The sequence below is a fragment of the Mitsuaria sp. 7 genome (genome assembly GCF_001653795.1).
Taxonomy (GTDB): domain Bacteria; phylum Pseudomonadota; class Gammaproteobacteria; order Burkholderiales; family Burkholderiaceae_C; genus Roseateles.
The window spans coordinates 3436112-3459049 of the sequence record NZ_CP011514.1 but is presented as its reverse complement, the minus strand read 5'-3'; the positions used below and the strand labels follow the sequence as shown (position 1 = coordinate 3459049).

Here is a 22938-nt window from a genome sequence, read left to right as displayed (position 1 = left end):
CATGAAATTCCTGAAGAACCTGGGATTGGTGCTGCTGCTGGTGCTCGTGCTGGTGGCGTGGGTGATGTTGCCGTGGGTCGGGGCGCTCGGCCTGGCGGTGCTGCTGGCACTGTGGATGTTCCTGACCCGGCGAGGTGCGCAGGCGCGCTCGGTGACCGGCGTCGGCGTGAGCACGCTGCCTCAGCGCATCGGCTCGTCGGCGGTGATCGTCGTGGGCATCGCGGGCGTGGTCGGCGTGCTGGTGGCGCTGCTGGCGATGGCCGAGGGCTATTCGGAGACGCTGCGCAAGTCGGGCAGTGAAGACACGGCCATCGTGCTGCGCGGCGCCTCGGCGGCGGAGGTGGCGTCCGTCATGACGCGCGACGACATCACGCAGATCGGGCAGGCGCCGGGCGTGGCGAAGTCCGCGAAGGGCGAGCCGCTGCTGTCCGCCGAGACGGTGGTCGCGGCCAACCTGCCGGTCAAGGGCACGAAGACGGACGAGGAGGGCAGCGTCCAGATGCGCGGCGTCGGCGACGAGGCCTTCGCGGTGCGGCCGCAGATCAGGATCGTCGCCGGGCGCAAGTTCCAGGCGGGGCTGAAGGAGCTGATCGTCGGGCAAGGCGCGGCGCGCCAGTTCGAGGGTCTGGAGCCGGGCAAGCAGATCCGACTGGGCAGCCAGATGTGGACGGTCACGGGGGTGTTCGCGTCGGGTGACTCGATGGAATCCGAGTTGTGGGCCGATGCACCGGTCGTTGCCGACACCTATCGGCGAGGCGCGAGCCGCAATTCCGTGACGGTGAAGCTGACGGATGCGAGCGCCTTCAAGGAGTTCAAGGCGGCGCTCGAAGCCAATCCGCAACTGAAGGTGGATGCCACGACGACGCTGGCGTTCTTCGCGAAGCAATCGGAGCAGATGACCAAGATCCTGCGGATCATCGGGATCGTGGTCGGATCGATCATGGCGGTCGGCGCAGTGTTCGGCGCCTTGAACACCATGTTCGCGGCCGTTGCGACACGAGCCCGTGAGATCGCCACGCTGCGCGCCATCGGCTTCCCCGGACTGCCGGTGGTGGTGGCGGTGATGCTGGAGACGATGCTGCTGGCCGCGATCGGCGGCATCATCGGTGGGGGGATCGCCTATCTGATCTTCAACGGACATTCGGCGTCGACGATGGCGGCCGGGTCCGTGGGCAAGCTGAGCTTCGAGCTGAGGGTGTCGGGACAACTGCTGTGGGAAGGCCTCAAGTGGGCCCTGGCCATCGGCTTCATCGGGGGCCTGTTCCCTGCGGTGCGGGCGGCGAGCCTGCCGGTCACGACAGCGCTGCGCGAGCTCTGAAGCGGGACGCCGACCGATACTGGCAAGCATCGGTCGGCCAGAACTCCGCAGTGGTCAGTTGAACGCCGCCAGCATCCGTTCCAGGGCGATCATGAACGGCTGATGCATCAACGGCAGTGTCGCGACCAGACCGACGAGGCCGATGCTCACCGTCAGCGGGAAGCCGATGGAGAACACGTTCAACTGCGGCGCCACGCGCGAGATGATGCCGAGCACGAGGTTCACGAACATCAGCATCGTGATCAGCGGCAGCGCGATCCACAGTCCCATGCGGAAGATCTCCGCGCCCCAGACCTGAGGCTGCGCGATGCGCAGGAAGCGGAACGGTTCCTCTCCGACGGGGAAGGCCTGGAAGCTCTCGACCAGCGAGTTGATCAGCATCAGGTGGCCGTTGATCGCGACGAACAGGAACGCCACCATCGAGCCCAGGAAGCGCGACGTCGATGTCCCCTGAGAACCGGTCGACGGATCGAAGAACCCCGCGAAGTTGAGCCCCATCTGCAGGCCGATCAATTCCCCGGCGAATTCCAGCGCCGCGAACACGACCCGCACGGCAAAGCCCATCGCCAGTCCGATCAGCAGCTGCTGCCCGGTTACCGCGAGGAGCTGCGGCAGAGAGTCGAGCGGGATCACCGGCATGGCCGGCAGAGACGGTTGCGCGGCCACCGAGATGAACAGCGCGAGCCCGATGCGCACGCGCGCCGGCACCTGACGCTGGCTGAAGACCGGCATCCCGGCGAACAGCGCCAGCGTGCGGACGAACGGCCACAGGATCGGACTGATCCACGCCAGCAGTTGCGCTTCGCTGAAGGAGATCATCGGGATCGAGGGCCGTGGGATCCGTGCGGCAGCGTCGGACAAGGAGGCGCGGTGACGCGCCTCAGCCCAGCGCCTGCGGGATGCTCTGCAGCGTGCGCTGGATGTATTCGACCAACGTCGTGATCATCCAGGGCCCGGCGATCGCAAGCACCAGCACCGCGGCGACGATCTTGGGCACGAACGACAGCGTCGATTCGTTGATCTGCGTCGCCGCCTGGAACACCGACACCAGCACGCCGACCGCCAGCACCGTCAGCAGGATGGGCGCCGCGACCATCAGCAGCACGTACAGCCCCTGCTGGCCGATTGAAAAAACCTGTTGTGCATCCATGGGCTTGTCCTTGGAGTCGCTACGTTGGATCGCTTCGGAACGGGCGCGCCGCTACTGCGCGAACGACGCCGCCAGCGACCCCAGCAGCAGGTTCCAGCCGTCCGCCAGCACGAACAGCATCAGCTTGAACGGCAGCGAGACCAGCACCGGCGACAGCATCATCATCCCCAGGCTCATCAGCACGCTGGAGACGATCATGTCGATCACCAGGAACGGGATGAAGATCAGGAACGCGATCTGGAACGCGGATTTCAGCTCGCTGGTCACGAAGGCCGGCACCAGCACGCGGAAGGGCACGTTCTCGGGCGCGACGTTGGGCTCGAGCTTGGCCAGCTTGGCGAACAGCGCAACGTCCGATTGACGGGTCTGCTTCAGCATGAAGGCGCGCATCGGCACCTGCGCGCGGTCGAGCGCGACCTCGAAGCCGATCTGACCGGCCTGGTAGGGCTGGTAGGCCTCGGCGTAGACGCGGTCCAGCGTCGGGCTCATCACGAAGAAGGTGAGGAACAGCGACAGGCCGACGATCACTTGGTTCGGCGGTGCCGCCTGCGTGCCGAGCGCCTGGCGCAGTAGCGACAGCACGATCACGATCCGGGTGAAGCCGGTCATCATCAGCAGCACGGCCGGCAGGAAGCCAAGCGCGGTGAAGAACAGCAGCGTCTGGATCGGGACCGAATAGCTGTTGCCCCCGGCGCCCTGGCCGATGATCAGCGGCACGCTGGCGGGCGCGCCGCCGCCTTGCTGGGCCCACGCCGCGGCACTGAGACCGCCGAGCGCGAGCACGCCGGCGACGCCCAGCGCACGCCGCGACAGCCGCGGGCGACGGGGCGCGTGCAGGGCTGGAGCTTGGGAGGTCGAAGCGGTCATGCGCCGTTCCCGATCAGGCCGATGTATTGGATCCGGGGCCATCGGCGTGCCTGCCGCCCAGGCTGCGCTTGAGCAGCGAGGAGAACGAAGGCTGCGCTGCCTGCAACGCAGCGCCGACATCCTCTTGCGGCGGCATCACATGGAGGGTGCGGATCTGCTGGCCGGTGATGCCGAGCACGAGCCACTGACGGTCCTCGTTCTGGCCGACCTCGACGATCACGATGCGCTGGCTCGGTGCGATCACCAGCTGAGCCACGGTGCGCAGCTGTCCGCCCAATGCACCACCGCCCAGCGGCGTGCGCTTGAGGAGCCACAGCACGACCGGAATCAAGGCGAGGATGGCCAGGAACCAGAGGAGGGGGACGAGGCTGTTGTTCATGGCGTCGAATTATGCGTCCCTGAAACGCATCAGCCCCACCGGAGTGGGGCTGGGGAGGGGTCAGGCCTTGCTGAGTCGGCGCATCCGTTCGGACGGCGTCACGATGTCGGTGAGGCGGATGCCGAACTTGTCGTTCACGACCACGACCTCGCCCTGCGCGATCAGGTAGCCGTTGACCAGCACGTCCATCGGCTCGCCCGCGAGCGCGTCGAGCTCGACGACCGAGCCCTGCGCCAGCTGCAGGATGTTCTTGATGGGAATGCGCGTGCGGCCGAGTTCAACCGTGAGCTGGACGGGGATGTCCAGGATCATGTTGATGTCGCTGCCAGGCAGGTTGCCCGGCGTCGGCGAGAAGTTGGTGAAGGCGGCCGGCGCGACCTGTTCGGTCACCTGCTGCACTTCGGACGCGACCTCGCTGCCGCCGCCGCCGGCTTCCGCCAGTGCCGCCGCCCATTCGGCGGCCATTGCGTCCTGTTCGTCCATCGGGGTGTTGTCAGCCATTCCGGGCTCCCAGCCAGCCGGCATCCGGGCCGGTCAGCATCTTTTCAATCTTGATCGAATACTTGCCGTTCGAGGTGCCGTAGTGGCAGTCGAACACCGGCACGCCGTCCACCTTGGCCTGGATGATCTGCTCCAGGTCCAGCTCGATGAAGTCGCCCGGCTTGAAGGCCAGCAGCTGTTCCACCGTCGCGGGGGCCTTGGCCAGCTCCGCCACCAGTTCGACCTCGGCCGACTGGATCTGGTGCTTGAGCAGGTTCACCCAGCGGCGGTCGGGTTCGCTCGAGTCGCCCTGCGTGGTGCTGTAGAGCACGTCGCGGATCGGCTCCAGCGTCGAATACGGAATGCAGAAGTACACCGTGCCGCTGGTTTCGCCGATTTCCAGCGTGAACGACGTGGATACGATGATCTCGCTGGGCGTGGCGATGTTGGCGAACTGCGGCTGCATCTCCGAGCGCTGGTATTCCAGCTCCAGCGGATAGATGCCCTTCCACGCCTTGGTGTACTCCTGGATGATCACTTCGACCAGGCGAAGGATCACGCGCTGCTCGGTGGCGGAGAAGTCACGGCCCTCGATGCGGGTGTGGAACTTGCCGATGCCGCCGAACAGCGAGTCGATGACCGCGAACACCAGCGTCGGGTCGCAGACGATCAGTCCGCTGCCGCGCAGCGGCTTCACGGACACGATGTTGAAGTTGGTCGGGACGACGATCTCGCGCAGGAAGGCGCTGTACTTCTGCACCTTGATGCCGCCGATGGCCACTTCCGGGCTCTTGCGGATGAAGTTGAACAGCCCGATGCGGATGTTCCGCGCGAAGCGTTCGTTGATGATCTCCATCGTGGGCATGCGCCCACGGACGATCCGTTCCTGGCTCGCGAGGTTGTACTCGCGGATGCCGCCGGTCTGGACCTCTTCGGCCTCGAGCTTCTGGCTCTCGCCGGTGATGCCCTGCAGCAGGGCATCGACTTCGTCTTGGGAAAGGATCTGCTGATTCATCGCGCGCTCCTTGCTGTGCGGCTCGTCACTGCACGATGAACGTGGAGAACAGGACCTGCGTCACCGGGCTCTCGACCTGGCGCTTCTTCTTCTTTTTCTTCTTGGGCGCGGCGTCCTCGTCCTCATCCTCGTCGTCGAGCTCGATGCCCATCGGGCGCACGGCTTCGCGGCGGATTTCCTTGGCCAGCTTTTCCTTGCCTTCGGCGCTCAGCAGTTCGGCCGAGGTCTTGTGCGACAGCACCAGCAGCACGTTGTTGCGGATGGCCGGCATGTAGGCCTTGAGCTGGTCGGCGAAGTGCGCGTCGGCGACTTCCAGCGTGATGCCGACCTGCGCGAAGCGGTCGACTTCCTTGTCGGCCAGGTTCACCGTGAACGGGTCCAGCGGGACGAAGGTCGGCGGGGTGCCCGGCTTGGCGTGTGCGGCCGCCGCAGGCTTCTCCTCGGCGGCAGCGCCTTCCTCGTCGTCGGCATGCGACTTCTTCTTCATCATCAGCAACGCGGCGACGCCCACCAGCACCACCACCAGGACGATGGCGACGATGATGATCAGCTTCTTCTTGCCGCCACCCTTGACGGCGGCGTCGTTGCCTGCGGCGGCTGTGGCCATGGGCGCTCCGGTGATGAAATGAGGGACGTTGGCGGGGAACCGGATCGGATGACCCGGCAATGTCTCCCATTGTGAAGCGCCGCCAAAGCGCTCAACGCGCGAAAAGGCGGCGGATTCCGGTCAGACTCGGAGACTGTCAGGCGTACAGGTCGACCAGGCCGCGCGGTGCGGAGCGACGCTCCGACCGGCCGGCGGCAGTGATCGCGCCGTCGTCCTCGGAGCCTTGACCGCGGCCGCCCCGGCGGCCATTGCCGTTCGAAGTGCCGTCGGCGGATCCATCGCCACGATTCTGGCCGCCACTGGACTGCGACTGGGCGAACACCCCGCCGCCGCTCAGGGTCAAGCCCTGGGCCTGGAGCGCGGCCGCCAGATCCGGCAGGCTGCGTTCCAGCACCTCGCGGGTCGCTGCGTGCTGGGCGTGGAAGTTCACCTGCGCCTGCTGGCCGTCGAGCTGGATGTTGATCGACACCGGGCCCATCTCGGTCGGGTTGAGCTGGAGTTGGGCCTCGTGCACGCCGTCCTGGATCAGGAGGCTGACGCTGGCGGACAGTTCCGGTGCGAAGTCGGGGCTGTCCAGCGGCTGGCTGAGCGGCACGCTGGGCGCCTGGGTCGCGGAGGCTGAATCGGCGCCGGCAGTGCCGGAAGCCGGTCCCGCCTGCTGCGCCGCGGCGAGCAGCGCTTCGAAGCTCGGTTGCGGCCCCTTCGCGGCAGCGTCGCCCATCGAGATCTCGTGCGCGCCGCTGGAGGCGGCCTGCAGCGCGTCGGTCTGAGCGCTCTTGTCCGCGCCTTCGGTCGCACCAGAGGCGCCGGAGGCGGCCTGGCTCAACTCGCGTTGAAGCTGTTGACGCTCACGCAGGACATCGCCGGTTGTCGGTTGCTTGCCATGGGCATGCGCGCCGCCGGGCAGGGCGTCGGTGCCCGCCTCGTCCCCTTCGGTTGCGTCGGTGCCGGCACGCGGGAGGGTCTTGGCCTCAGCCGGCGCGTCGCCGCGCAGCATCGCCAGGATCTGCTCGGCAGCGGTGGCGCTGGTGTCTTTCGCGTCCTTGGCGGCCTTCTTGTCCTTGTCGTCACCGTCCTTGGCATCGACGCGTTCGGCGTCCTTGCCGCTGGCGGCATCGGCCCGGGCGGTGTCCGCCGGATCGGTGGCCTCGGCGGCGTCAGCCACGTCCGTCGCTTCCCCGGCCGTCGCCGGATCCGACTTCGTGGTGCTGCGGGTCGGCGTCCTGGCGTCTTCGGCCTTGTTCGCGCTATTGCGGGCTGCGGCATTGCGCGCGGCGAGCTTGTTCTCGTCCTTCGCGGCGGTGTTCTCCGGCGAACGGGGAGGCGGTGACGCGGGCTTGGGCGGCTGTGCCGACTCCTGGCGCTGCGCCAGTTGTTGGGCTTCCAGCTGTCTGGATTGCTGCTGTGATTTCGCCTGCTGGCTCGCCAACTGCTGCGATTGCAGTTGTGCCATGGCCGTCTTGGCCGATTGCGCCGACTGGTCCTGCAACTGCTGGTTGCTCTGGTTGAGCAGGCGGGAGAAGTCCGTCGACGCACCGTCCTTGCGGCCGGTGTAGGCGGGGTTGTTCGCGCCGAGGCCGCCGAGGGCACCCGGCGTCGGGTTCATGTTCTGGATCTGCGTCATGGCGAGGAAGGTTCCGGGTGGACCGGGCCGCGATCAGGCGACCAGCCGGGACATCGGGTTGCCGCCGCGCGAGGCGGCACGGGCGGCCTGTTCGTCGGTGGCGCGCTGTTCCTGACGCATCTGGGTGCGCAGGGTTTCGGCGCGACGGCGCTCGATCAGCTTGCGGACCGACGCGACGCGCAGTTCGCGCTCGCGCACCAGGTCTCGGGCAGCGGACAGGCGCTGGTCGGCGTAGTCGGCGATGCCGCCCTGCTGACCGATCGCCTGGTCCAGGCGCTGGCCGAAGTTCTGATAGCAGCCCAGCAGTTGCACCGTCGTCCGTTGGGCGAATTCCTGCGACCAGCGGGTGCGGTAGTCCGTGCGGTACTGCGACAGCTGGTCATGCTGGTTGCGCGCCGCGTTCGCACGCGACTGCGCGTCCTGCAGATGACGCAGCGCTTCATCGCGCTCGGCCTCCGCGCGTTCGAGGAGAACGGTCAGGGCCTGCAGATTGGAACTACTCATGTCGATGACCTCGCTTTACGGATGTCGGCAGCTATCACGCAAAGTTAAGTGTGGCGGTCAACTGATTGAGGCAATCGTTCAAAGAAGCGGGGGAATGCATGTCTTGTTGGAGCAATCGGTCCATGTCGCCGTGCAGGCGGACCGCCATGTCCAACTCGGGGTCGTGGCCAGGCTGATAGGCGCCCAGCTGGATCAGATCGCGGGCCTTGTTGTACTTCGCCAGAAGCTGCCGGAAGCGGCGCGCCAGTTCAACGTGGCGTTTGTCGGCCACGCTGGTCATGACACGCGAGATGGACCGTTCCACGTCGATCGCGGGGTAGTGCCCACTCTCCGCCAACTCGCGGCTGAGCACGATGTGGCCGTCCAGGATGCCTCGTGCGGCATCGGCGATCGGGTCCTGCTGGTCGTCGCCTTCGGACAGGACGGTATAGAAGGCGGTGATCGAACCTTCACCGGCCAAGCCGTTGCCACTGCGTTCCACCAACTGCGGAAGCTTCGCGAAGCAGGAAGGCGGATAGCCCTTGGTTGCCGGCGGTTCGCCGATCGCGAGGGCGATCTCCCGCTGCGCCATCGCGTAGCGGGTGAGCGAATCCATCAGCAGCAGCACGTGCTGGCCGCGGTCGCGGAAATGCTCGGCGATCGCGGTGGCGTAGGTCGCGCCCTGCATGCGCAGCAGCGGCGGCGCATCTGCGGGCGCGGCGACGACGACGCTGCGGCGCAGGCCTTCCTCGCCGAGGATGTCCTCGATGAACTCCTTCACTTCCCGGCCGCGCTCGCCGATCAGGCCGACGACGATGACGTCCGCCTGCGTGTAGCGGGCCATCATGCCCAGCAGCACGGACTTGCCGACGCCGGTGCCGGCGAACAGGCCGAGGCGCTGTCCGCGGCCGACGGTCAGCAACGAATTGATGGCGCGCACGCCGGTGTCCAGCGGGCGGCGGACCGGGTCGCGGTCCATCGCGTTGATCGGGCGGCGGACCATGGGTTCGTCGCGGATGTCGGCCAGAGGGCCGCGGCGGTCGATCGGGTGGCCCTGGGGGTCGACGACGCGCCCCAGCAGGCCGTCGCCCATTGGCAGATGCAGGCCGCGGTCCTCGTCGCGGCGCCAGGGATGACGTTCTTCGCCGAGCACGGGACCGTGCAGGGCCGCCGGACGCGGCAGCACCATCGCGCCGCTGGCCAGGCCCTGGATCTCGTCGGTCGGCATCAGGTAGGCACGGTCGCCGGAGAACCCGACCACCTCCGCCGTGACGGGACGCTGCCCGCGACGCGGCGACGTCGCGCTCGAGGGCATGTGGATCTCGCACACCGACCCGACCGGCACCTTCACGCCGGTGGCTTCCAGCACCAGGCCGGCGACGCGCACCAGCTTGCCCTGCGGCTCGATCGGCGGCGCGTTGCCGGCGAAAGCCTGCAGGTCGTCGAAGTACTGGCGCCAGCGGTCGGTGCGTGCACTCATGGGTCGCGGTCCTCGGGGACGCCTTGATTCGTCCCGTGGGGCAGCCCGCCGTACTGGCTGGGCGTGGGCTCGAGGCGGAAGTCCAGCCGCGCGTCCCGTTGTTCATCGGCGGCGCTGCGGCGGTTCTCCCAGACGGAGTTCTGGCCCAGCGCGCCGACTGCCGATTGCCAGCGGGCTGGCAGGGAGGCGTCGACGCTGCAGATGTCGGCGTCGACCTTGACGCCGCCGCGGGCGATCGAGGGATCGGGAATCACCTGCGCCTCGCGGGCGCGAAGCTCCTGACCGGCACCGTCCAGCACCAGCGGCAGGTCGTCGGGGTGCACGCGCACACGCACGTGGCGGGCGTTGATCAGCAGCGCCTCGACGGCGTCGTGCGCCACCTTGGACACCAGTTCGGGCGCCGTCTCCAGCTCATTGCGGACGACCTGGCGGGCCAGTTCGACGGCGGTGCGGGCGAGCGCCTCCGCCATGTCCTGCTCCATCGCGGACAGGTCCTGGTCGAAGCTCGCGACCAACTGGCCCACCTGGGCGCTGATCTGCTTGGCGAAGCTCTGCTTGAAGGCGTCCAGCGCGGCCATGCCATCGCGGTAGCCGTCCTGGTACCCGGACTGCCGGGCCTGCTGCAGCAGCTCTTCGACGCTGGGGCCGGGCGGCGGCGGCGGGGGCGGTGGTTCGACCGGCGCGGGCGCGGTGACCGTGGGACGGCGCGGCGCGGCGCCACCCTCGAGCGCACCGGGATTCCATGCGGCGAAGCCGGAGAGCTCCTCCCGGGGAATGATGCGGCCATAGGTGCTGCCGCGCTGTTGATCGCCGTCGGCGCGGGGCGGTGGCGGAACTTGGCGGGGTGGGCGGGTGACCATCGGTGCGGGTGTCCGTCGGCGGAAGGGGAGCCCAGCGTATTACAGGAACTGGTCGTCGCCGCCGCCGGCGAGCACGATCTGGCCCTCGTCGACGAGACGGCGGACGACCTTGAGGATTTCCTTCTGCTCGGCCTCGACCTCGGAGAGGCGGACCGGGCCGCGCGAATCCAGGTCCTCGCGCAGCGTTTCGGCGGCACGGGAAGACATGTTGCGGAAGATCTTCTCGCGCAGCTCCGGGCCGGCGCCCTTGAGCGCGACGATGAGCGATTCGGACTGCACTTCCTTGAGAATGGCCTGGATGCCGCGGTCGTCGATCTTGTCCACGTCGTCGAACGTGAACATGTTGTCCATGATCTTCTGCGCCAGGTCGGAGTCGGCCTCGCGGATGTAGTCCAGCACTGAAGCCTCGACGCTGGTGCCCATCATGTTGATGATCTCGGCCGCGGTCTTGACGCCGCCCAGGTTCGACTTCTTCATGCGCTCGCCGCCGGCCAGGATCTGACCCATGACCTCGTTGAGGTCCTTCAGCGCCAACGGCTGGATGCCGTCCAGCGTGGCGATGCGGATCAGCACTTCATTGCGCTGGCGCTCGGTGAAGACGCGCAGCACCGAGCTGCTCTGGTCGAAGTCCAGGTGCGAGAGGATGGCGGCCACGATCTGCGGATGCTCGTTGCGCAGCAGCTCCGCGACGGAGCCCGGATCCATCCACTTCAGCGATTCGATCGAGGAAACGTCCGAGCCTTGCAGGATCCGGTCCAGCAGCAGGTTCGCCTTGTCCTCGCCCAGCGCCTTGCGCAGCACGGAACGGACGTACTCGTCGGTGTCGCTGACCAGGGTGCTCTGGGTCTCGGCGACGAGGTCGAACTTGTCGAGCACGCGCTCGACGCGCTCGCGCGGCACGACCTTCATCTTGGCGATGGTCTCGCCGAGCTTCTGCACTTCCTTGGGCGCGAGGTGCTTGAAGACCTCGGAGGCCTCTTCCTCGCCCAGCGACATCAGCAGGATGGCTGCGTCTTCTACGCCTTTGTCGTCCATGGTGATTTCTCGCTAACGATCCGGTGGGGCGTTCTTGTCGGCGGGGCTCAGCGGCGGGCGCCGGCGGGGGCGGCTGTTTCCAGCTCCTCGCCGTTGACCCAGGCGCGCATGATGTTGGCCACGGCGATCGGATTCGCCTTGGCCAGCTGGCGGGCGCGTTCGAGCTTGTCGTTGGAGATCGGCGCTTCCAGGGCCGGCAGGCCGCCCGGGCCGCGCGGACCGCCAAGCGCCAGTTGCTCGTCTTCGACCACGCTGAGCGCGGCGTTGCTGGCAGTGTCGTCCTTCTGTTCGACGGGCGGCGGGAAAGCCGCCTTGAGAGCAGGGCGAACCAGCCCGAACACGGCGATCAGCGCGACCAGCACCAGGGCGGCGGGCACGGCGAAGTCGCGGGCGACGTCGCGCAGCCACGGTTGCTGCCACAGCGGCACGTCGGCGTTCTCGATCTTGTCGGACACGAACGGGGCGCTGAGCACCTTGACCGAGTCGCCGCGGTCCTGCGAGAAGCCCAGCGCTTCCTTGACCAGCGAGTCCAGCTTCTGGATCTCGTTCTCGGACAGCGGCTGGCTGGACGTCTTGCCGTTCTTGTCGGTGACGGTCTTCTGATTCACGACGACGGCCGCGTTCAGGCGACGGATCTGGCCGATCGCGTTGCGGGTGACGCGCACGGTGCGGTCCAGCTCGAACTGCGTGTCGTTGTTGCGGCGCAGGTTCTGCGTGCCGCCCGACTGGCCGGCCGGCTGCAGGGGTTGTGCCTGGCCGTTGATCGGCGCCGCAGCCTGCGGCGGAACCTGGTTGGTGGTCGCGCCGGGCACGCCGGTGGGCGTGCCGGCGGCGCCGCCGGACTGTTCTTCCGAGGTCAGGCGGCGCACGCTGCTCTGCGTGTTCGGGCCTTGGTTGGGCTTGTATTCCTCGGCCGTGGACTCGACTTGGCTGAAGTCGACGTCGGCGGTGACCGTCGAGCGCAGGTTGTCGCGGCCGACCATCGGTTCGAGCAGTTCGGCGATGCGCTTGTTCAGATTGGCTTCGACCTGCTGCTTGTACTGGAGCTGCTGGCTGTCCAGGCCGATGGCGTTGCCGTCCGGGTTCTGGGAGAGCAGGGCGCCGGTGCTGTCGAGCACGCTGACGGCCTTGGGGTTCAGCTCCGGCACCGACGAGGACACCAGGTGGACGATGCCGGCGATCTGGGCGCGGTCCAGCGTGCGGCCGCCGCGCAGCGTCAGCATCACCGAGGCGCTGGGCTTCTGCTGCTCACGGAAGAAGCCGTTCTGCTGCGGCATGGCCAGATGGACGCGCGCATCGGCGACGTCGGCCATGGCGGTGATGGTGCGGGTGAGCTCGCCTTCGAGACCGCGCTGGAAGTTCAGTCGTTCGTTGAAGGCGGTCTGGCCGATGGACTGCTTGTCCATGAGCTCGAAGCCGACGACGCCGCCCTTGGGCAGACCGGCCGACGCCAGCTTCATGCGCAGGTCGTAGACTTGGTTGGCGGGGACCATGATGACGCCGCCCGGGTCGTTGCGGTAGGGCACGTTCAACTGCGCGAGCTGCGCGATGACGGCGCCGCCGTCCTTGTCGGACAGGCCGGAGAACAGCGGACGGTAGTCGGGCTTGGCCGTCATCATCGACATCGCCACGATGACCGCCAGCAGGGCGGCCACGCCACCGCCGAGCATCATCTTGCTCTTCGTGGGCATCGCCGCCAGGCGGGCGGGCAGGCCGGCCGGCTTGGCGGTCTGCTGCACCTCGGGAAGTCCGGCGGCGGGGCTGCTCAGGGCGTTGTCCATGGGGTGGTCGGTGTACGGCTGGTGTCGAACGGAGTGCCCAGGCGGACGCCTCGGCACAGGTCTGGATTATTTCGATCGACGCCCTCAAGAATGGTGGGAACAGGCCGAAGAAGGCCCCCCAGTTCGGAGCTATGGACAACGCCGGCATCCGTACGATGCGTTCCGTGGACCTGAAACTCAAACCCTTCGACTTCGCCAACGCGGTGGCGCGCGCCGGACTGACCCCCCAGGGTCAGCCGGTGGCCAAGGCCGCGTCGGGCGGCGCGAGCTTCGCGGATGCGATGAGTTCGGCGTTGAAGTCCGTCAGCACGCAGCAGAACGAGGCCTCGCGGCTGCAGCGGGAGGTTCAGCTGGACAACCCGACCGTCAGCCTGGAAGAGACCATGGTTGCCATGCAGAAGGCGCAGATCGGTTTCCAGGCCACCCTGCAGGTCCGCAACCGACTGGTGTCCGCCTATTCGGAAATCATGAACATGCAGGTGTGAGCGCCTGAAGTGTCGACGACCAATTCACCGCATCGCGAACGAAAAAGCCGCCTCTTGGGCGGCTTTTTTCATTCTGAGAGGGACGTCTCAGATGCTGCGGCGCATCAACCGTTCCCGCTTCTGCGCCTGGTCGATGAAGATCTGAAGCGCGCGCGCCGCGTTGGGCGACAAGGAGACAAAGGCGCAGCCCGCATGGTGGGGCGCGCCTTGTTCGCTCTCCGACATGTGCTGGATGCGCAGCAGCGTGGAGAAGCTGACCTCGCGCTCGAGTTCCAGCGTCCCGCTGATTTCCTCGCCCGCCTGGGGGACCGGGATCACGTTGGCCGGCCACTGCAGTGCGACGCCGCCGGCGCTCACGTTCACGACGCGGATCCGGGGAAGGTCAGCATTCGCCAGCTTCAATGCGGGGTACAGCTGGCCGGCTGACGCCACCCGATAGGCTTGTCGGCGTTGGAAGCGGTAAAGCCGCAGCGGCACGGGCGAGCGCAACACCTCGGCGCCGTCGCCCCGGATCGCCACCAGCCCGGAAACGTCGAACTGCAGCTTGATCTTGTCCAGGAAGGCCGTCGCCACCAGCTCGTCGCTGGCCAGCACTGGCGCCAAGGTATCACCCGACTGCGGCGCTTCCATCGTCAGCATCCCGTGCGGCGTGTCCAGCGCCCGCAGCACGGTGTGGATCGCTTCGCCGTCCGGCGTCGACAGCTGGATGCGCGCCTGCGACTGCAGCAGTTCGCGCAGCCAGTTCATGATCTCGCCGGGCGCGTCCATCCGGAAATCGGTGTCCGCGGCGTCGGGGGAGGTCGGGGGTTGCTTCAGGTCGCTCAAGGCCAGCATCCGGCAGGATTCGTTGGGAAAATTCTCTCGCATCCCCAAGGCAAACGCCGCGCCAACCCCATCCGTTCAAGGGGCCGGTCGCGGCGCTGTCGTGAGCCTGAGGCCCGCTCGCGTGATCGATGTCTCGGATCGCGGAGCCGCTCAGCAAGCGGATCAGTGGACCGTCTTGGACTTGCCCTTCATCAGCTGGTCCAGGTCTTCCAGCCACGGCTCGGCCAGATGGCGGATCTCCGCATCGTTGACCAGGATGCGCTGCATGATGCGCGTCTTCAACTGCGCTTCGTCCGGGCCCAGGTTCTGGCTGGAAGCCGCATGCTTGAGCTGCGAGATCAACAGCACGCAGGCGCCTTCGAGCTTCACCACTTCGTCCCAGTTGCCCGAACGGGCGGCGCTCAGCATGTCGGCGCTGGCTTGTTCGATGGCTTCGTAGTAGCTCAACAGTTGGGTGCTCATGAGGCGGTCCGGGGTCGGGGCGGCGTGGGCGACGGAGGTCTGGGGCTTGGCGGTGTACTTGGACATGGAACTTCTCAAGTCGTCAGGCTGAAGGGTGGGGCCGGGGCTCAGGCCGCGGCGCGTTGGTCGGCGGCGGCCGGGGCGATGCTGGCCCAGGCTTCCTTGATCGGCTGCAGCAGCTTCACGCATTCCTCGATCGCGACGTCGTCGCTGCGCAGGTTCGCGTAGGTCAGCCGGGTGCAGACGTAGGCATACAGGTCGCGCAGGTCCAGGGCCAGTTCGCCCGATTCCAGGTTGAGGGCCGCTTTCAGGCCTTCGTCCAGGATGCGGACCGCGCGGCTCAGGCTGCGGTTCTTCACTTCGACGTTGCCGGAGCGGATCGCGCCGATGGCTTGCGTCATCGAATCGAACGCGCCGTCCAGCAGCAGGCTCACCAGGCGATGCGGCGAGGCCGTCATCACGTCCGTTTCCACGCCGACGCGGTTGTACATGCTGCTGGCGCGCTGACCGTGGGAGGCGAAGGGGGAGGAGTTGCCGTACATGATTTGTTGCTGCGGTGTGCTGAAGTGCTTGAATCAGTTTTCGGCCCCCGCCGACCCAACTTGAGCCTCCCCCGTGTCGAATTTGTCTCGAAATTTTGCTCGTGTGAAGAAAAAGGAAAGCCTCCGTGAGGAGGCTTGTCGGTGCTCTTTTCGAAGCGCCGGAGAAGGGCGGCGACGACGGTCTTGTTCCGATCGCGACCGCGGTCTCCGCGTCAGGCGCTGCTGATCATGCTGGTGATCTTGCTGACATAACTCTGCAAGTCGTTGAGCTTGGCCATCTGCGTGTCCAGCGCCGTGTATTGCGCGCGCAGGCGCTTCTCGTAGGCGTCGGCGCGGTCGTTCAACTCGTCGGTGCGTTTGCCGTTCGCCGTCACCCGCGATTGCAACCCGGTCGTCCGCGTCGTGATCGAGCCGTCGAAGCCCGTGACCTGGTCGGCGAAACCGCGCCAGCGCGTGGCCAGGCCATTGTTGTTCGGGTTGGTGCTGTCCACGCCCATGAACAGGTTCTTGAGGTCGCTCATGCTGCCCAGCGCGCTGGTCAGCTTGGTGTCCGTGACTTTCATCGTGCCGTCGGCGTTGATGTCCAGGCCGATGTCCGACAGCCGTCCGAACTTGCCGCCCAAGGTGCTTCCGGAGGCGGTGATGTTGCGCAACTGGCTCTGCAGGCCGACGGCCGTGCTGTCGCCCTGGAGCGCGCCGGCGGTCTTGTTGGTGTCGTCGTACTTTGTGTCGTTGCGCATCAACGTCATCAGGCTGTTGTACGACGTGACGAAGTCGGTGATCGCCTTCTTGACGCTGTCCTTGTCCTGGCCGACGGTGATGGTCGACTGCGCGGGAATGTTCTTCGTGGGGTCGTCGGGATTCGCGGGATCCTTGGTGCCACCCTTGAGCAGGTTGATCGTCAGGCCGTCGACGGCGCCTTCGATGTTGTTGGACGCAGAGCTGATCGCCAGGCCGTTGACGGTCAGGTTGGCGTTCATGGCCGAGGTGTTCTGGGTCATCGACTTGATCGAGGACGTCGGGTCGTAGGCGAGGGCGGACAAGCCGTTCGCATCGGCCCCGTTGCCGTCGTCGTCGGCGGTGGTGATGCGGAAGCCGTTGGCCTCGCCGGTGTCCTTGGATCGGATCACCAGTCGCTGACCGTTGGCGTCGGTCACGACCGAGGCAAGCACGCCGGCGCCCGCGCCGTTGATCTTGTCGCGGATGCTGGACAGCGTGTCCGTGGCCGAGATGGAGACGCTCACCGGCGACGAGCCGTTCTTGCCGGTGAAGGTCGTGTTGTCCGAGCTCCATTGACCCAGTTCGATGGTCATCGAACCCGACCCGACCGTCGCGTTGGTCGCGAAGGCCTTGCTCGACAGCGACTGCGGCGACGCCAGGTTGGTCACGCTTAGCGCGTAGGAGCCCGCGCCCGATCCGGCGCCTGCGATGACCGTGGCCATGCTCGTGTCGGAGGACGTCGCGGTCAAGGCAGCCCAGGTGGTCGGATTGGCCAGCTTGGCCGCCGCGTCGCGCATCGCGCTGAAGGCACTCTTGATCTTCCCGTACTCGGAGATCTGCGTCTTGATCGTGTCGGTGCGCGTCTGCAGGTCGGCGATCGGCTGCTTCTCGAGCGAGACCAGCTTCGTGACGATGCTCTCGACGTCCAGGCCGCTGCCGAGACCGGCCGAAGTAATGGATGCCATCGTTCGTACTCCCTGTGATCCTGGTCAGCGTGACCCGGCTTCCTGCACGGAAGTCCCATGCGCGACAGGGCCTCGCGTGTGTCGCGTGAGGCCCTGTCCTGGATATCGGCCCATGGCGGTCCGACTTTAGGACGGAGCCTGGGCGATCTGATTGCGTTTTTCTATCAGCCCTTGAGCAGTGACAGCACCTGCTGCGGCAACTGGTTGGCCTGAGCGACCATCGCGTTGCCGGCCTGCTGCAGGATCTGCGCGCGACTCAGGTTGGAGGTTTCGACCGCGAAATCGGCATCCATGATCCGGCTGCGGGCGGCGGTCTGGTTCTCGTAAGCCACCTGCAGGTTGGAGATCACTGCGTCGAAGCGGTTCTGCGTGGCTCCCAGCGTCGCGCGCTGGCTGTTGACGGTGTCCAGCGCGGTGTCGATGTTCGACACCACCGTTGCGATCGCCGCCGCGTCCGCCGTTCGATCGATGACGGCCCGGCCCGTGCCGTTCGCATCCTGTCCGGCGACGTTCGTGATCGTCGGGTCCTGCGACATGTTGGGCGTCGTGACCGTGATCTCGTCGTTGGACGTCGTGTTCGGGCCGACCTGGAAGGTCTGAGGCGTCGAGGCATCCGCACCGAGGATGTACTTGCCGTTGAAGGTCGTCCCCGCAGTGACGCGCTGGATTTCCTTGGCGAGCTCGCCGAATTCCTTGTCCAGCGAATCCTTGTCGCTGTCCGCGTTGGTCGCGTTGCGCGCCTGGATGGCCAGTTCGCGCATCCGCTGCAGCGAATCGGCGACCTTGCCGAGCGCGCCTTCAGCCGTCTGCGACAGCGAGATGCCGTCGTTGGCATTGCGCATCGCCACGGTCATGCCTCGTGCTTGCGAGTTCATGCGTTCGGCGATCGCCAGTCCGGCGGCGTCGTCCTTCGCGGAGTTCACCCGCAGGCCCGACGACAGGCGCTGCATCGAGGTCGCCAACGACGACTGCGACGAGTTCAGATTGCGTTGCGCGTTCAGCGAGGCAATGTTGGTGTTGATGGTCTGTGGCATTGATGCACTCCTGCGGAGATCCTGTCCTGGCTGCGATCCCGGTTAGGTGGGTCGGGTCCCGACCTCACCTGCGGATCCTCGCTGCGCCATCGCAGTCATTGTTTGGATCTGCCGGTTGGACCGGTGGTCGAGCGGTACTACGTGCTCGATGGTTCCCATTGTGCGAAACGTGCTTCAACGCCGATTGGCCGATTAGAAGGCGGAAAACCGGCCATTACCGAACCAATAAAAGAAGGCCCCGCATCGGTCCCGGAAGGGGCGATGCGGAGCCTTTGGAGGCCCGGCCGCGAAGGCCGGTGCTTGAGGAGTCGGTCGATATAGACGCGGGATCAGCCGCCGCGCAGCAGCGACAGCACCTGCTGCGGGAGCTGGTTGGCCTGCGCCACCATCGTGTTGCCGGCCTGCTGCAGGATCTGCGCGCGGCTCAGGTTGGCGGTTTCCGCGGCGAAGTCGGCATCCATGATGCGGCTGCGGGCGGCGGTCTGGTTCTCCACCGAGACCGACAGGTTGGAGATGATCGCGTCGAACCGGTTCTGCGAGGCGCCCAGGATGGCGCGCTGGCCGGAGACCGTGGTGATGGCGGCGTCGATGTTGTCGATCACCGTCTTCAGCGTGTCGGGCGTCGAGGCGGCGTCGATGGTGCCGCCGGTGACGGCCGTGATCGACGGATCGCCGGTCATGTCGTTGGTGATCACGTCGACCGAGTCGTTCGCCGTCGTGTTGGCGCCGATCTGGAAGGTCTGCGTGCCGGCGTCGGCGCCCAGGATGGACTTGCCGTTGAAGGTCGTGCCGGCGATGACCCGGCCGATTTCCTGGCCCAACTGCGCGTATTCCTTGCCGATCGAATCGAGGTCGGAGGTCGTGTTCGTCGCGTTGCGGGCCTGGACGGCCAGTTCACGCATACGCTGCAGAGAATCACCCACCTTGGACAGCGCGCCTTCAGCGGTCTGCGCCAGCGAGATGCCGTCATTGGCGTTGCGCATCGCAACGTTCATGCCGCGGACTTGCGTGTTCATGCGCTCGGCGATCGCCAGGCCGGCGGCGTCATCCTTGGCGGAGTTGACGCGCAGACCCGAGGACAGGCGCTGCATCGACACCGACAGCGACGACTGCGAGGACGACAGGTTGCGCTGGGCGTTGAGGGATTGCAGATTGGTGTTGATGATCTGAGCCATGATCCATTCCTTTAAATTTCAAAGACCTTCTGCGGTCTCGGCGGACGGTTGAATAATCGTCCGACTGAGCCGGACCACGTGGCCCTTGCTGTTGAATTGCGGACCCGTTGATGCAGTTATCGGGACGCGTAGGAATGGACTTGAGGCCTTCTTGAAAAGAAAGCCTGTAACGCCTCATTGCGGGCGTGAAGGAGTGGCGGGGAGCCACTCTCGGCGGGCACTTGCGGCACGCCGGGTTGATGCCGGAGTCAAGCCGGTCTGAAGACAGCCTTCGGGAGGCCTGGCGCGGGCTCTCCACGGGGCATGGGGCGTCCCTCCGGGAACCCCAAGCCCCATTCCGGCCCCACCCTCGCTCGTTGACTTCTCTTTCACCACCACCGAGGCGGCGATGGGGAAAGAGAAGGGGACTGCGTCCCCTTCGAGGATCCCGGCACCCGTCGACGCGTGAGCGGCGACGGTTTCCTGTTCCTTCTTAGCGCAGCAGGGCCAGCACTTGCTGGGGAGCCTGGTTGGCCTGGGCGATCATCGCGTTGCCGGCCTGTTGCAGGATCTGCGCACGGCTCAGGTTCGCGGTTTCCGAAGCGAAGTCGGCATCCATGATCCGGCTGCGGGCAGCGGTCTGGTTCTCGACCGAGATCTGCAGGTTCGACACGATCGCGTCGAAACGGTTCTGCGAGGCACCCAGCTTCGAGCGTTCGCCCGACACCGTCTTGATCGCCGCGTCGATGTTGTCGATCACGGTGGCCAGGTCGGTGGTCGAGGAGCCAGCGGAGATCGCGCCGCCGGTCACGCCGGTGATGGTCGTGTCCGTGGTCATGTTGGTCGTCGTGACGTCGACCGAGTCGTTGACCGTCGTGTTGGCGCCGATCTGGAAGGTCTGCGTGCCGGAGTCACCCGCAAGGATGGCGCGGCCGTTGAAGGTCGTGCCGCCCAGCACCCGGGTGATTTCCGAGCCCAGCTGGCTGTATTCCTGACCGATCGAGTCCAGGTCGGACGTCGTGTTCGTGGCGTTGCGGGCCTGCACCGCCAGTTCACGCATGCGCTGCAGCGAATCGCCCACCTTGGACAGCGCGCCTTCAGCCGTCTGCGACAGGGAGATGCCGTCGTTCGCATTGCGCTGGGCGACGTTCATGCCGCGGACTTGCGAGTTCATGCGATCGGCGATCGACAGGCCGGCGGCGTCGTCCTTGGCGGAGTTGACGCGCAGACCCGACGACAGGCGCTGCATCGACGTGGCCAACGAGGTGGCGCTGGTGCTGGTGTTGCGCTGGGCGTTGAGCGACAGCAGGTTGGTGTTGATGATCTGGGCCATGATTGCTCCTAACAGCTATACGTAAATACCGGCAAAAGCGCCGAACCACACATGAGCGCCTGAGTCCTCCGATCCTCCGACCCGCCGTGAGGCGAACCGGCCGAGGATCTCGGATGCTCCTGCTGAACCGCCCGGGCCATTTCCCGGTTCGGTCCCAGTCCGACGCTAGTCAACCGTTGCCGTCCCACCCCTCATCGGAAGCCAAGAACGTCAGGCCTTCTAACCGGACCACGTGCCGCCTGCCTGCTTCGACCTGCTAGCAAGACTGCTTGTCTTTGCTGGCTTGTCGCTGCGTTCAGCAGCCCCGTTGAGTTGGTTATCGGGCCCCTCGCCTTAGAACTTGAGGGCAATTTGTCAAGACTTGTGATCCAGAGATAAGCAGGTCTTGCAACGCGTTGTTTGTCGTTTGACTTTCACCCGGACTGCTGTCTGGGCGTCGGTCTGGCGACGGACATGGGGGTATCTACGGCATGAATGAGCAGGGATTGAGGGGGAATGCCGGCGCTTTTCGTGTGCTCGATCACGGGGGTGCCACCCTAAAGTGCCTCCTGGCGATGCCGACAAGCGGGATCGCCGCATCCGTCACCTTCGCCGGGACCGGTCTCGGCTCGAGACCGGACTCGATCGACGAGTCCCAACGACCATGGAGAGGTCTATGCCACTGCAAGCGCAAACCGAGGCACGGTCCGCCGTGTCGATGATCGACGCGTCGATCGACGAACAATTTCATGGAACGATCCGCCCGGGATCCAGCGAGGCTCGCCTCCTGCTGGCCCAGGCGCGCAACGCCGCGTATGCGCAAGCCGCGCAGGGTCGCATCGGCGACGGCGTCGCACTGCTCTACAACGCGCTGGAAATGGCGCCAATGAGCGTCGACCTGCTGTCCGACGTCGGCGCGCTGCTGCTCGCCGCGGGCCAACTGAGCGATGCCGCGCTATATGCGCATCGCGCCGTCGAGCTCTCACCGCAACACGCGCCTTCCCTCTATACCCTCGGCTTCGCGCTGTCGGGCCTGGGCGAGGTGAAGGCTGCGATCGAGGTGCTGAACATCCTCAATGCGGGTGAAGCGCTCGAAATGCTGCGCCGCGATTCGCCGGAACTCATGGCGATCGTCGACTCCGAACTGATTCGCCTGCAAGCCGCCTGAGCGACCGACGATCCGTCGCTACCGGGACAGCCTGACAGGCTGTCTCCCTGAAAAACCGCCGCCGAGCCTGCAACCACGGGCTTCGTCCGGCGGTTTTCTCTTTGGGGCCTGTCACCGTGTAGGAATCAGGCTGACAAGGCGGTCGTCCCGCTCCCTAGCTTGTCTCTGGCGCCAGCCTGATGTCGCGCGACTGCGTGTTTCTTCAGAATTCATTCCATCGCAGCAACGCCACACACCAGGAGCCACCAGATGAACAGCGACCAGATCCTTGCCGAGATCCGCGAAGCCAACCTGTCGTATCTGATGCTGGCCCAGAGCCTGATCCGTACGGACCGGGAACAGGCGTTGTATCGCTTGGGCATCTCGGAAGAGACCGCGACGCTGCTGAACACGCTGAGCCCGGCGCAGATGATGAAGATGGCCTCCGGCAACACGCTGCTGTGCCGCTTCCGCATGGACGACGACCTGGTGTGGGGTCTGCTGACCTCGCACGGCAAGCCGGCCGCCAACGACAGCGTCTCCCGCCTGCATGCCTCCATCCTGATGGCCGGCCGTCATCAGGAAGCCGCGGCCTGATCCAGGTCATCAGGCAACTGCCCCGGGCAGAGAAATTGCCGCCAGAGAACATCCGACACATACCGGAGCACCCCATGCGCAACAAGTCCATCCTGACCGAAGCCAAGCAGATCGACCGTGCCGTGACGCTGATCAAGTTGGGCGCGCGCCTGCAGGTGCTGGAATCGGAAACGGACCTGAGCTACGAGCGTCTGCTGCGCCTGTACAAGGAGGTCTCGGGCAAGAGCCCCAGCAAGGGCCAACTGCCGTTCTCGACGGACTGGTTCATGACCTGGCAGCCCAACATCCACGCCAGCCTGTTCCTGAACATCCACGAGTACCTGAACAAGGTCGCCGAGATGGACGAGATCGACGTCGTCATCAAGGCCTACCAGCTGTACCAGGAACAGGCCGCTGCGCAGAACCTGGAACAGCTGCTGTCCGTCACCCGCGCGTGGCGCCTGGTGAAGTTCGTGGACAACGGCATGCTGACCATGACCAAGTGCAGCAAATGCGGCGGCCACTTCGTGACCCACCCGCACGAGGTCGCCAAGCATTACGTCTGCGGCCTGTGCAACCCCCCGGCGCGTGCCGGCAAGGGCAAGGCGGCCGGCGGCATCCAGATGCATTGAGCGCA

Annotated in this window: 25 protein-coding genes; 5 read left to right on the top strand and 20 right to left on the bottom strand. The window is 66.2% G+C overall.

Annotation, left to right across the window (positions count from 1 at the left end; translation table 11 throughout):
* Window position 1: 1 nt before the first annotated feature.
* On the top strand, window positions 2–1318 hold the full coding sequence (locus ABE85_RS15205) for an ABC transporter permease (protein ID WP_067276222.1): 1317 nt from the start codon (window positions 2–4) through the stop codon (window positions 1316–1318).
* Between the two features lie 54 nt (window positions 1319–1372).
* Here ABE85_RS15205 and fliR read toward each other — a convergent pair whose 3' ends face one another.
* The 13 genes from fliR to fliF all read right to left on the bottom strand — a co-directional run bounded on the left by fliR (window position 1373) and on the right by fliF (window position 13079).
* Window positions 1373–2137, bottom strand: a complete 765-nt coding sequence (fliR, locus tag ABE85_RS15200; protein ID WP_067276219.1) for a flagellar biosynthetic protein FliR — start codon at window positions 2135–2137, stop codon at window positions 1373–1375.
* A gap of 61 nt (window positions 2138–2198) precedes the next feature.
* Window positions 2199–2468, bottom strand: a complete 270-nt coding sequence (gene fliQ / locus ABE85_RS15195; protein WP_067276217.1) for a flagellar biosynthesis protein FliQ — start codon at window positions 2466–2468, stop codon at window positions 2199–2201.
* 51 nt (window positions 2469–2519) lie between these two features.
* A complete protein-coding gene (gene fliP, locus ABE85_RS15190) occupies window positions 2520–3335 on the bottom strand; it encodes a flagellar type III secretion system pore protein FliP (RefSeq protein ID WP_067276216.1) in 816 nt (271 codons plus the stop codon).
* A gap of 13 nt (window positions 3336–3348) precedes the next feature.
* Window positions 3349–3714: a flagellar biosynthetic protein FliO gene (locus ABE85_RS15185; RefSeq protein WP_067276215.1), complete on the bottom strand. Its 366-nt coding sequence runs from the start codon at window positions 3712–3714 to the stop codon at window positions 3349–3351.
* Between the two features lie 60 nt (window positions 3715–3774).
* Complete coding sequence (gene fliN, locus ABE85_RS15180; protein ID WP_067276209.1) at window positions 3775–4215, bottom strand: flagellar motor switch protein FliN; 441 nt, start codon at window positions 4213–4215, stop codon at window positions 3775–3777.
* On the bottom strand, window positions 4208–5209 hold the full coding sequence (gene fliM, locus ABE85_RS15175) for a flagellar motor switch protein FliM (protein WP_067276207.1): 1002 nt from the start codon (window positions 5207–5209) through the stop codon (window positions 4208–4210). The genes fliN and fliM overlap by 8 nt, the downstream gene beginning before the upstream one ends.
* A 25-nt stretch (window positions 5210–5234) precedes the next feature.
* Complete coding sequence (locus ABE85_RS15170; RefSeq protein WP_067276206.1) at window positions 5235–5816, bottom strand: flagellar basal body-associated FliL family protein; 582 nt, start codon at window positions 5814–5816, stop codon at window positions 5235–5237.
* 136 nt (window positions 5817–5952) lie between these two features.
* The gene (locus ABE85_RS15165; RefSeq protein ID WP_067276202.1) at window positions 5953–7440 is read right to left on the bottom strand and encodes a flagellar hook-length control protein FliK; all 1488 of its coding nucleotides are present in this window, start codon (window positions 7438–7440) and stop codon (window positions 5953–5955) included.
* Window positions 7441–7473: 33 nt separating this feature from the next.
* The gene (fliJ, locus tag ABE85_RS15160; protein ID WP_067276196.1) at window positions 7474–7944 is read right to left on the bottom strand and encodes a flagellar export protein FliJ; all 471 of its coding nucleotides are present in this window, start codon (window positions 7942–7944) and stop codon (window positions 7474–7476) included.
* A 34-nt stretch (window positions 7945–7978) separates the two neighbouring features.
* Window positions 7979–9403, bottom strand: coding sequence for a flagellar protein export ATPase FliI (gene fliI / locus ABE85_RS15155; RefSeq protein ID WP_067276193.1), 1425 nt, complete (start codon window positions 9401–9403; stop codon window positions 7979–7981).
* Window positions 9400–10263 (bottom strand): FliH/SctL family protein, encoded by an 864-nt coding sequence (locus ABE85_RS15150; protein WP_067276189.1) that lies wholly within the window; start codon window positions 10261–10263, stop codon window positions 9400–9402. Before ABE85_RS15150 ends, fliI begins: the two co-directional genes overlap by 4 nt.
* Window positions 10264–10302: 39 nt before the next feature.
* A complete protein-coding gene (gene fliG / locus ABE85_RS15145) occupies window positions 10303–11298 on the bottom strand; it encodes a flagellar motor switch protein FliG (protein ID WP_067276186.1) in 996 nt (331 codons plus the stop codon).
* A gap of 47 nt (window positions 11299–11345) precedes the next feature.
* Window positions 11346–13079, bottom strand: coding sequence for a flagellar basal-body MS-ring/collar protein FliF (gene fliF, locus ABE85_RS15140; RefSeq protein ID WP_082938638.1), 1734 nt, complete (start codon window positions 13077–13079; stop codon window positions 11346–11348).
* 164 nt (window positions 13080–13243) lie between these two features.
* On the opposite strand from fliF, the gene fliE reads away from it, so the two are divergent.
* A complete protein-coding gene (fliE, locus tag ABE85_RS15135; RefSeq protein WP_231993099.1) occupies window positions 13244–13564 on the top strand; it encodes a flagellar hook-basal body complex protein FliE in 321 nt (106 codons plus the stop codon).
* Window positions 13565–13651: 87 nt separating this feature from the next.
* Here the strand turns inward: fliE and ABE85_RS15130 are convergent, their stop codons facing one another.
* The 7 genes from ABE85_RS15130 to ABE85_RS15100 form a co-directional block, all read right to left on the bottom strand.
* Window positions 13652–14389, bottom strand: coding sequence for a flagellar brake protein (locus ABE85_RS15130; RefSeq protein WP_197507020.1), 738 nt, complete (start codon window positions 14387–14389; stop codon window positions 13652–13654).
* Between the two features lie 162 nt (window positions 14390–14551).
* Window positions 14552–14851, bottom strand: coding sequence for a flagellar protein FliT (locus ABE85_RS15125; RefSeq protein ID WP_067282807.1), 300 nt, complete (start codon window positions 14849–14851; stop codon window positions 14552–14554).
* Between the two features lie 107 nt (window positions 14852–14958).
* On the bottom strand, window positions 14959–15393 hold the full coding sequence (gene fliS / locus ABE85_RS15120; protein WP_067276180.1) for a flagellar export chaperone FliS: 435 nt from the start codon (window positions 15391–15393) through the stop codon (window positions 14959–14961).
* Between the two features lie 212 nt (window positions 15394–15605).
* Window positions 15606–17078, bottom strand: coding sequence for a flagellar filament capping protein FliD (fliD, locus tag ABE85_RS15115; RefSeq protein WP_067276177.1), 1473 nt, complete (start codon window positions 17076–17078; stop codon window positions 15606–15608).
* 164 nt (window positions 17079–17242) lie between these two features.
* Window positions 17243–18112, bottom strand: coding sequence for a flagellin (locus tag ABE85_RS15110; protein WP_067276175.1), 870 nt, complete (start codon window positions 18110–18112; stop codon window positions 17243–17245).
* A gap of 329 nt (window positions 18113–18441) precedes the next feature.
* Window positions 18442–19287, bottom strand: a complete 846-nt coding sequence (locus ABE85_RS15105; protein WP_067276172.1) for a flagellin — start codon at window positions 19285–19287, stop codon at window positions 18442–18444.
* Between the two features lie 472 nt (window positions 19288–19759).
* The gene (locus ABE85_RS15100) at window positions 19760–20599 is read right to left on the bottom strand and encodes a flagellin (protein WP_067276170.1); all 840 of its coding nucleotides are present in this window, start codon (window positions 20597–20599) and stop codon (window positions 19760–19762) included.
* 697 nt (window positions 20600–21296) lie between these two features.
* Here ABE85_RS15100 and ABE85_RS15095 point away from each other — a divergent pair.
* The 3 genes from ABE85_RS15095 to flhC all read left to right on the top strand — a co-directional run bounded on the left by ABE85_RS15095 (window position 21297) and on the right by flhC (window position 22933).
* Entirely contained in the window at window positions 21297–21746 is a 450-nt protein-coding gene (locus ABE85_RS15095) for a tetratricopeptide repeat protein (RefSeq protein WP_231993307.1), read from the top strand.
* A 249-nt stretch (window positions 21747–21995) separates the two neighbouring features.
* Window positions 21996–22322 carry a flagellar transcriptional regulator FlhD gene (gene flhD / locus ABE85_RS15090; RefSeq protein ID WP_067276165.1) on the top strand — a complete coding sequence of 109 codons (327 nt, stop codon included), beginning with the start codon at window positions 21996–21998 and terminating at the stop codon, window positions 22320–22322.
* Window positions 22323–22396: 74 nt separating this feature from the next.
* Window positions 22397–22933, top strand: a complete 537-nt coding sequence (gene flhC, locus ABE85_RS15085; RefSeq protein ID WP_067276161.1) for a flagellar transcriptional regulator FlhC — start codon at window positions 22397–22399, stop codon at window positions 22931–22933.
* The last annotated feature ends 5 nt before the right edge of the window (window positions 22934–22938 follow it).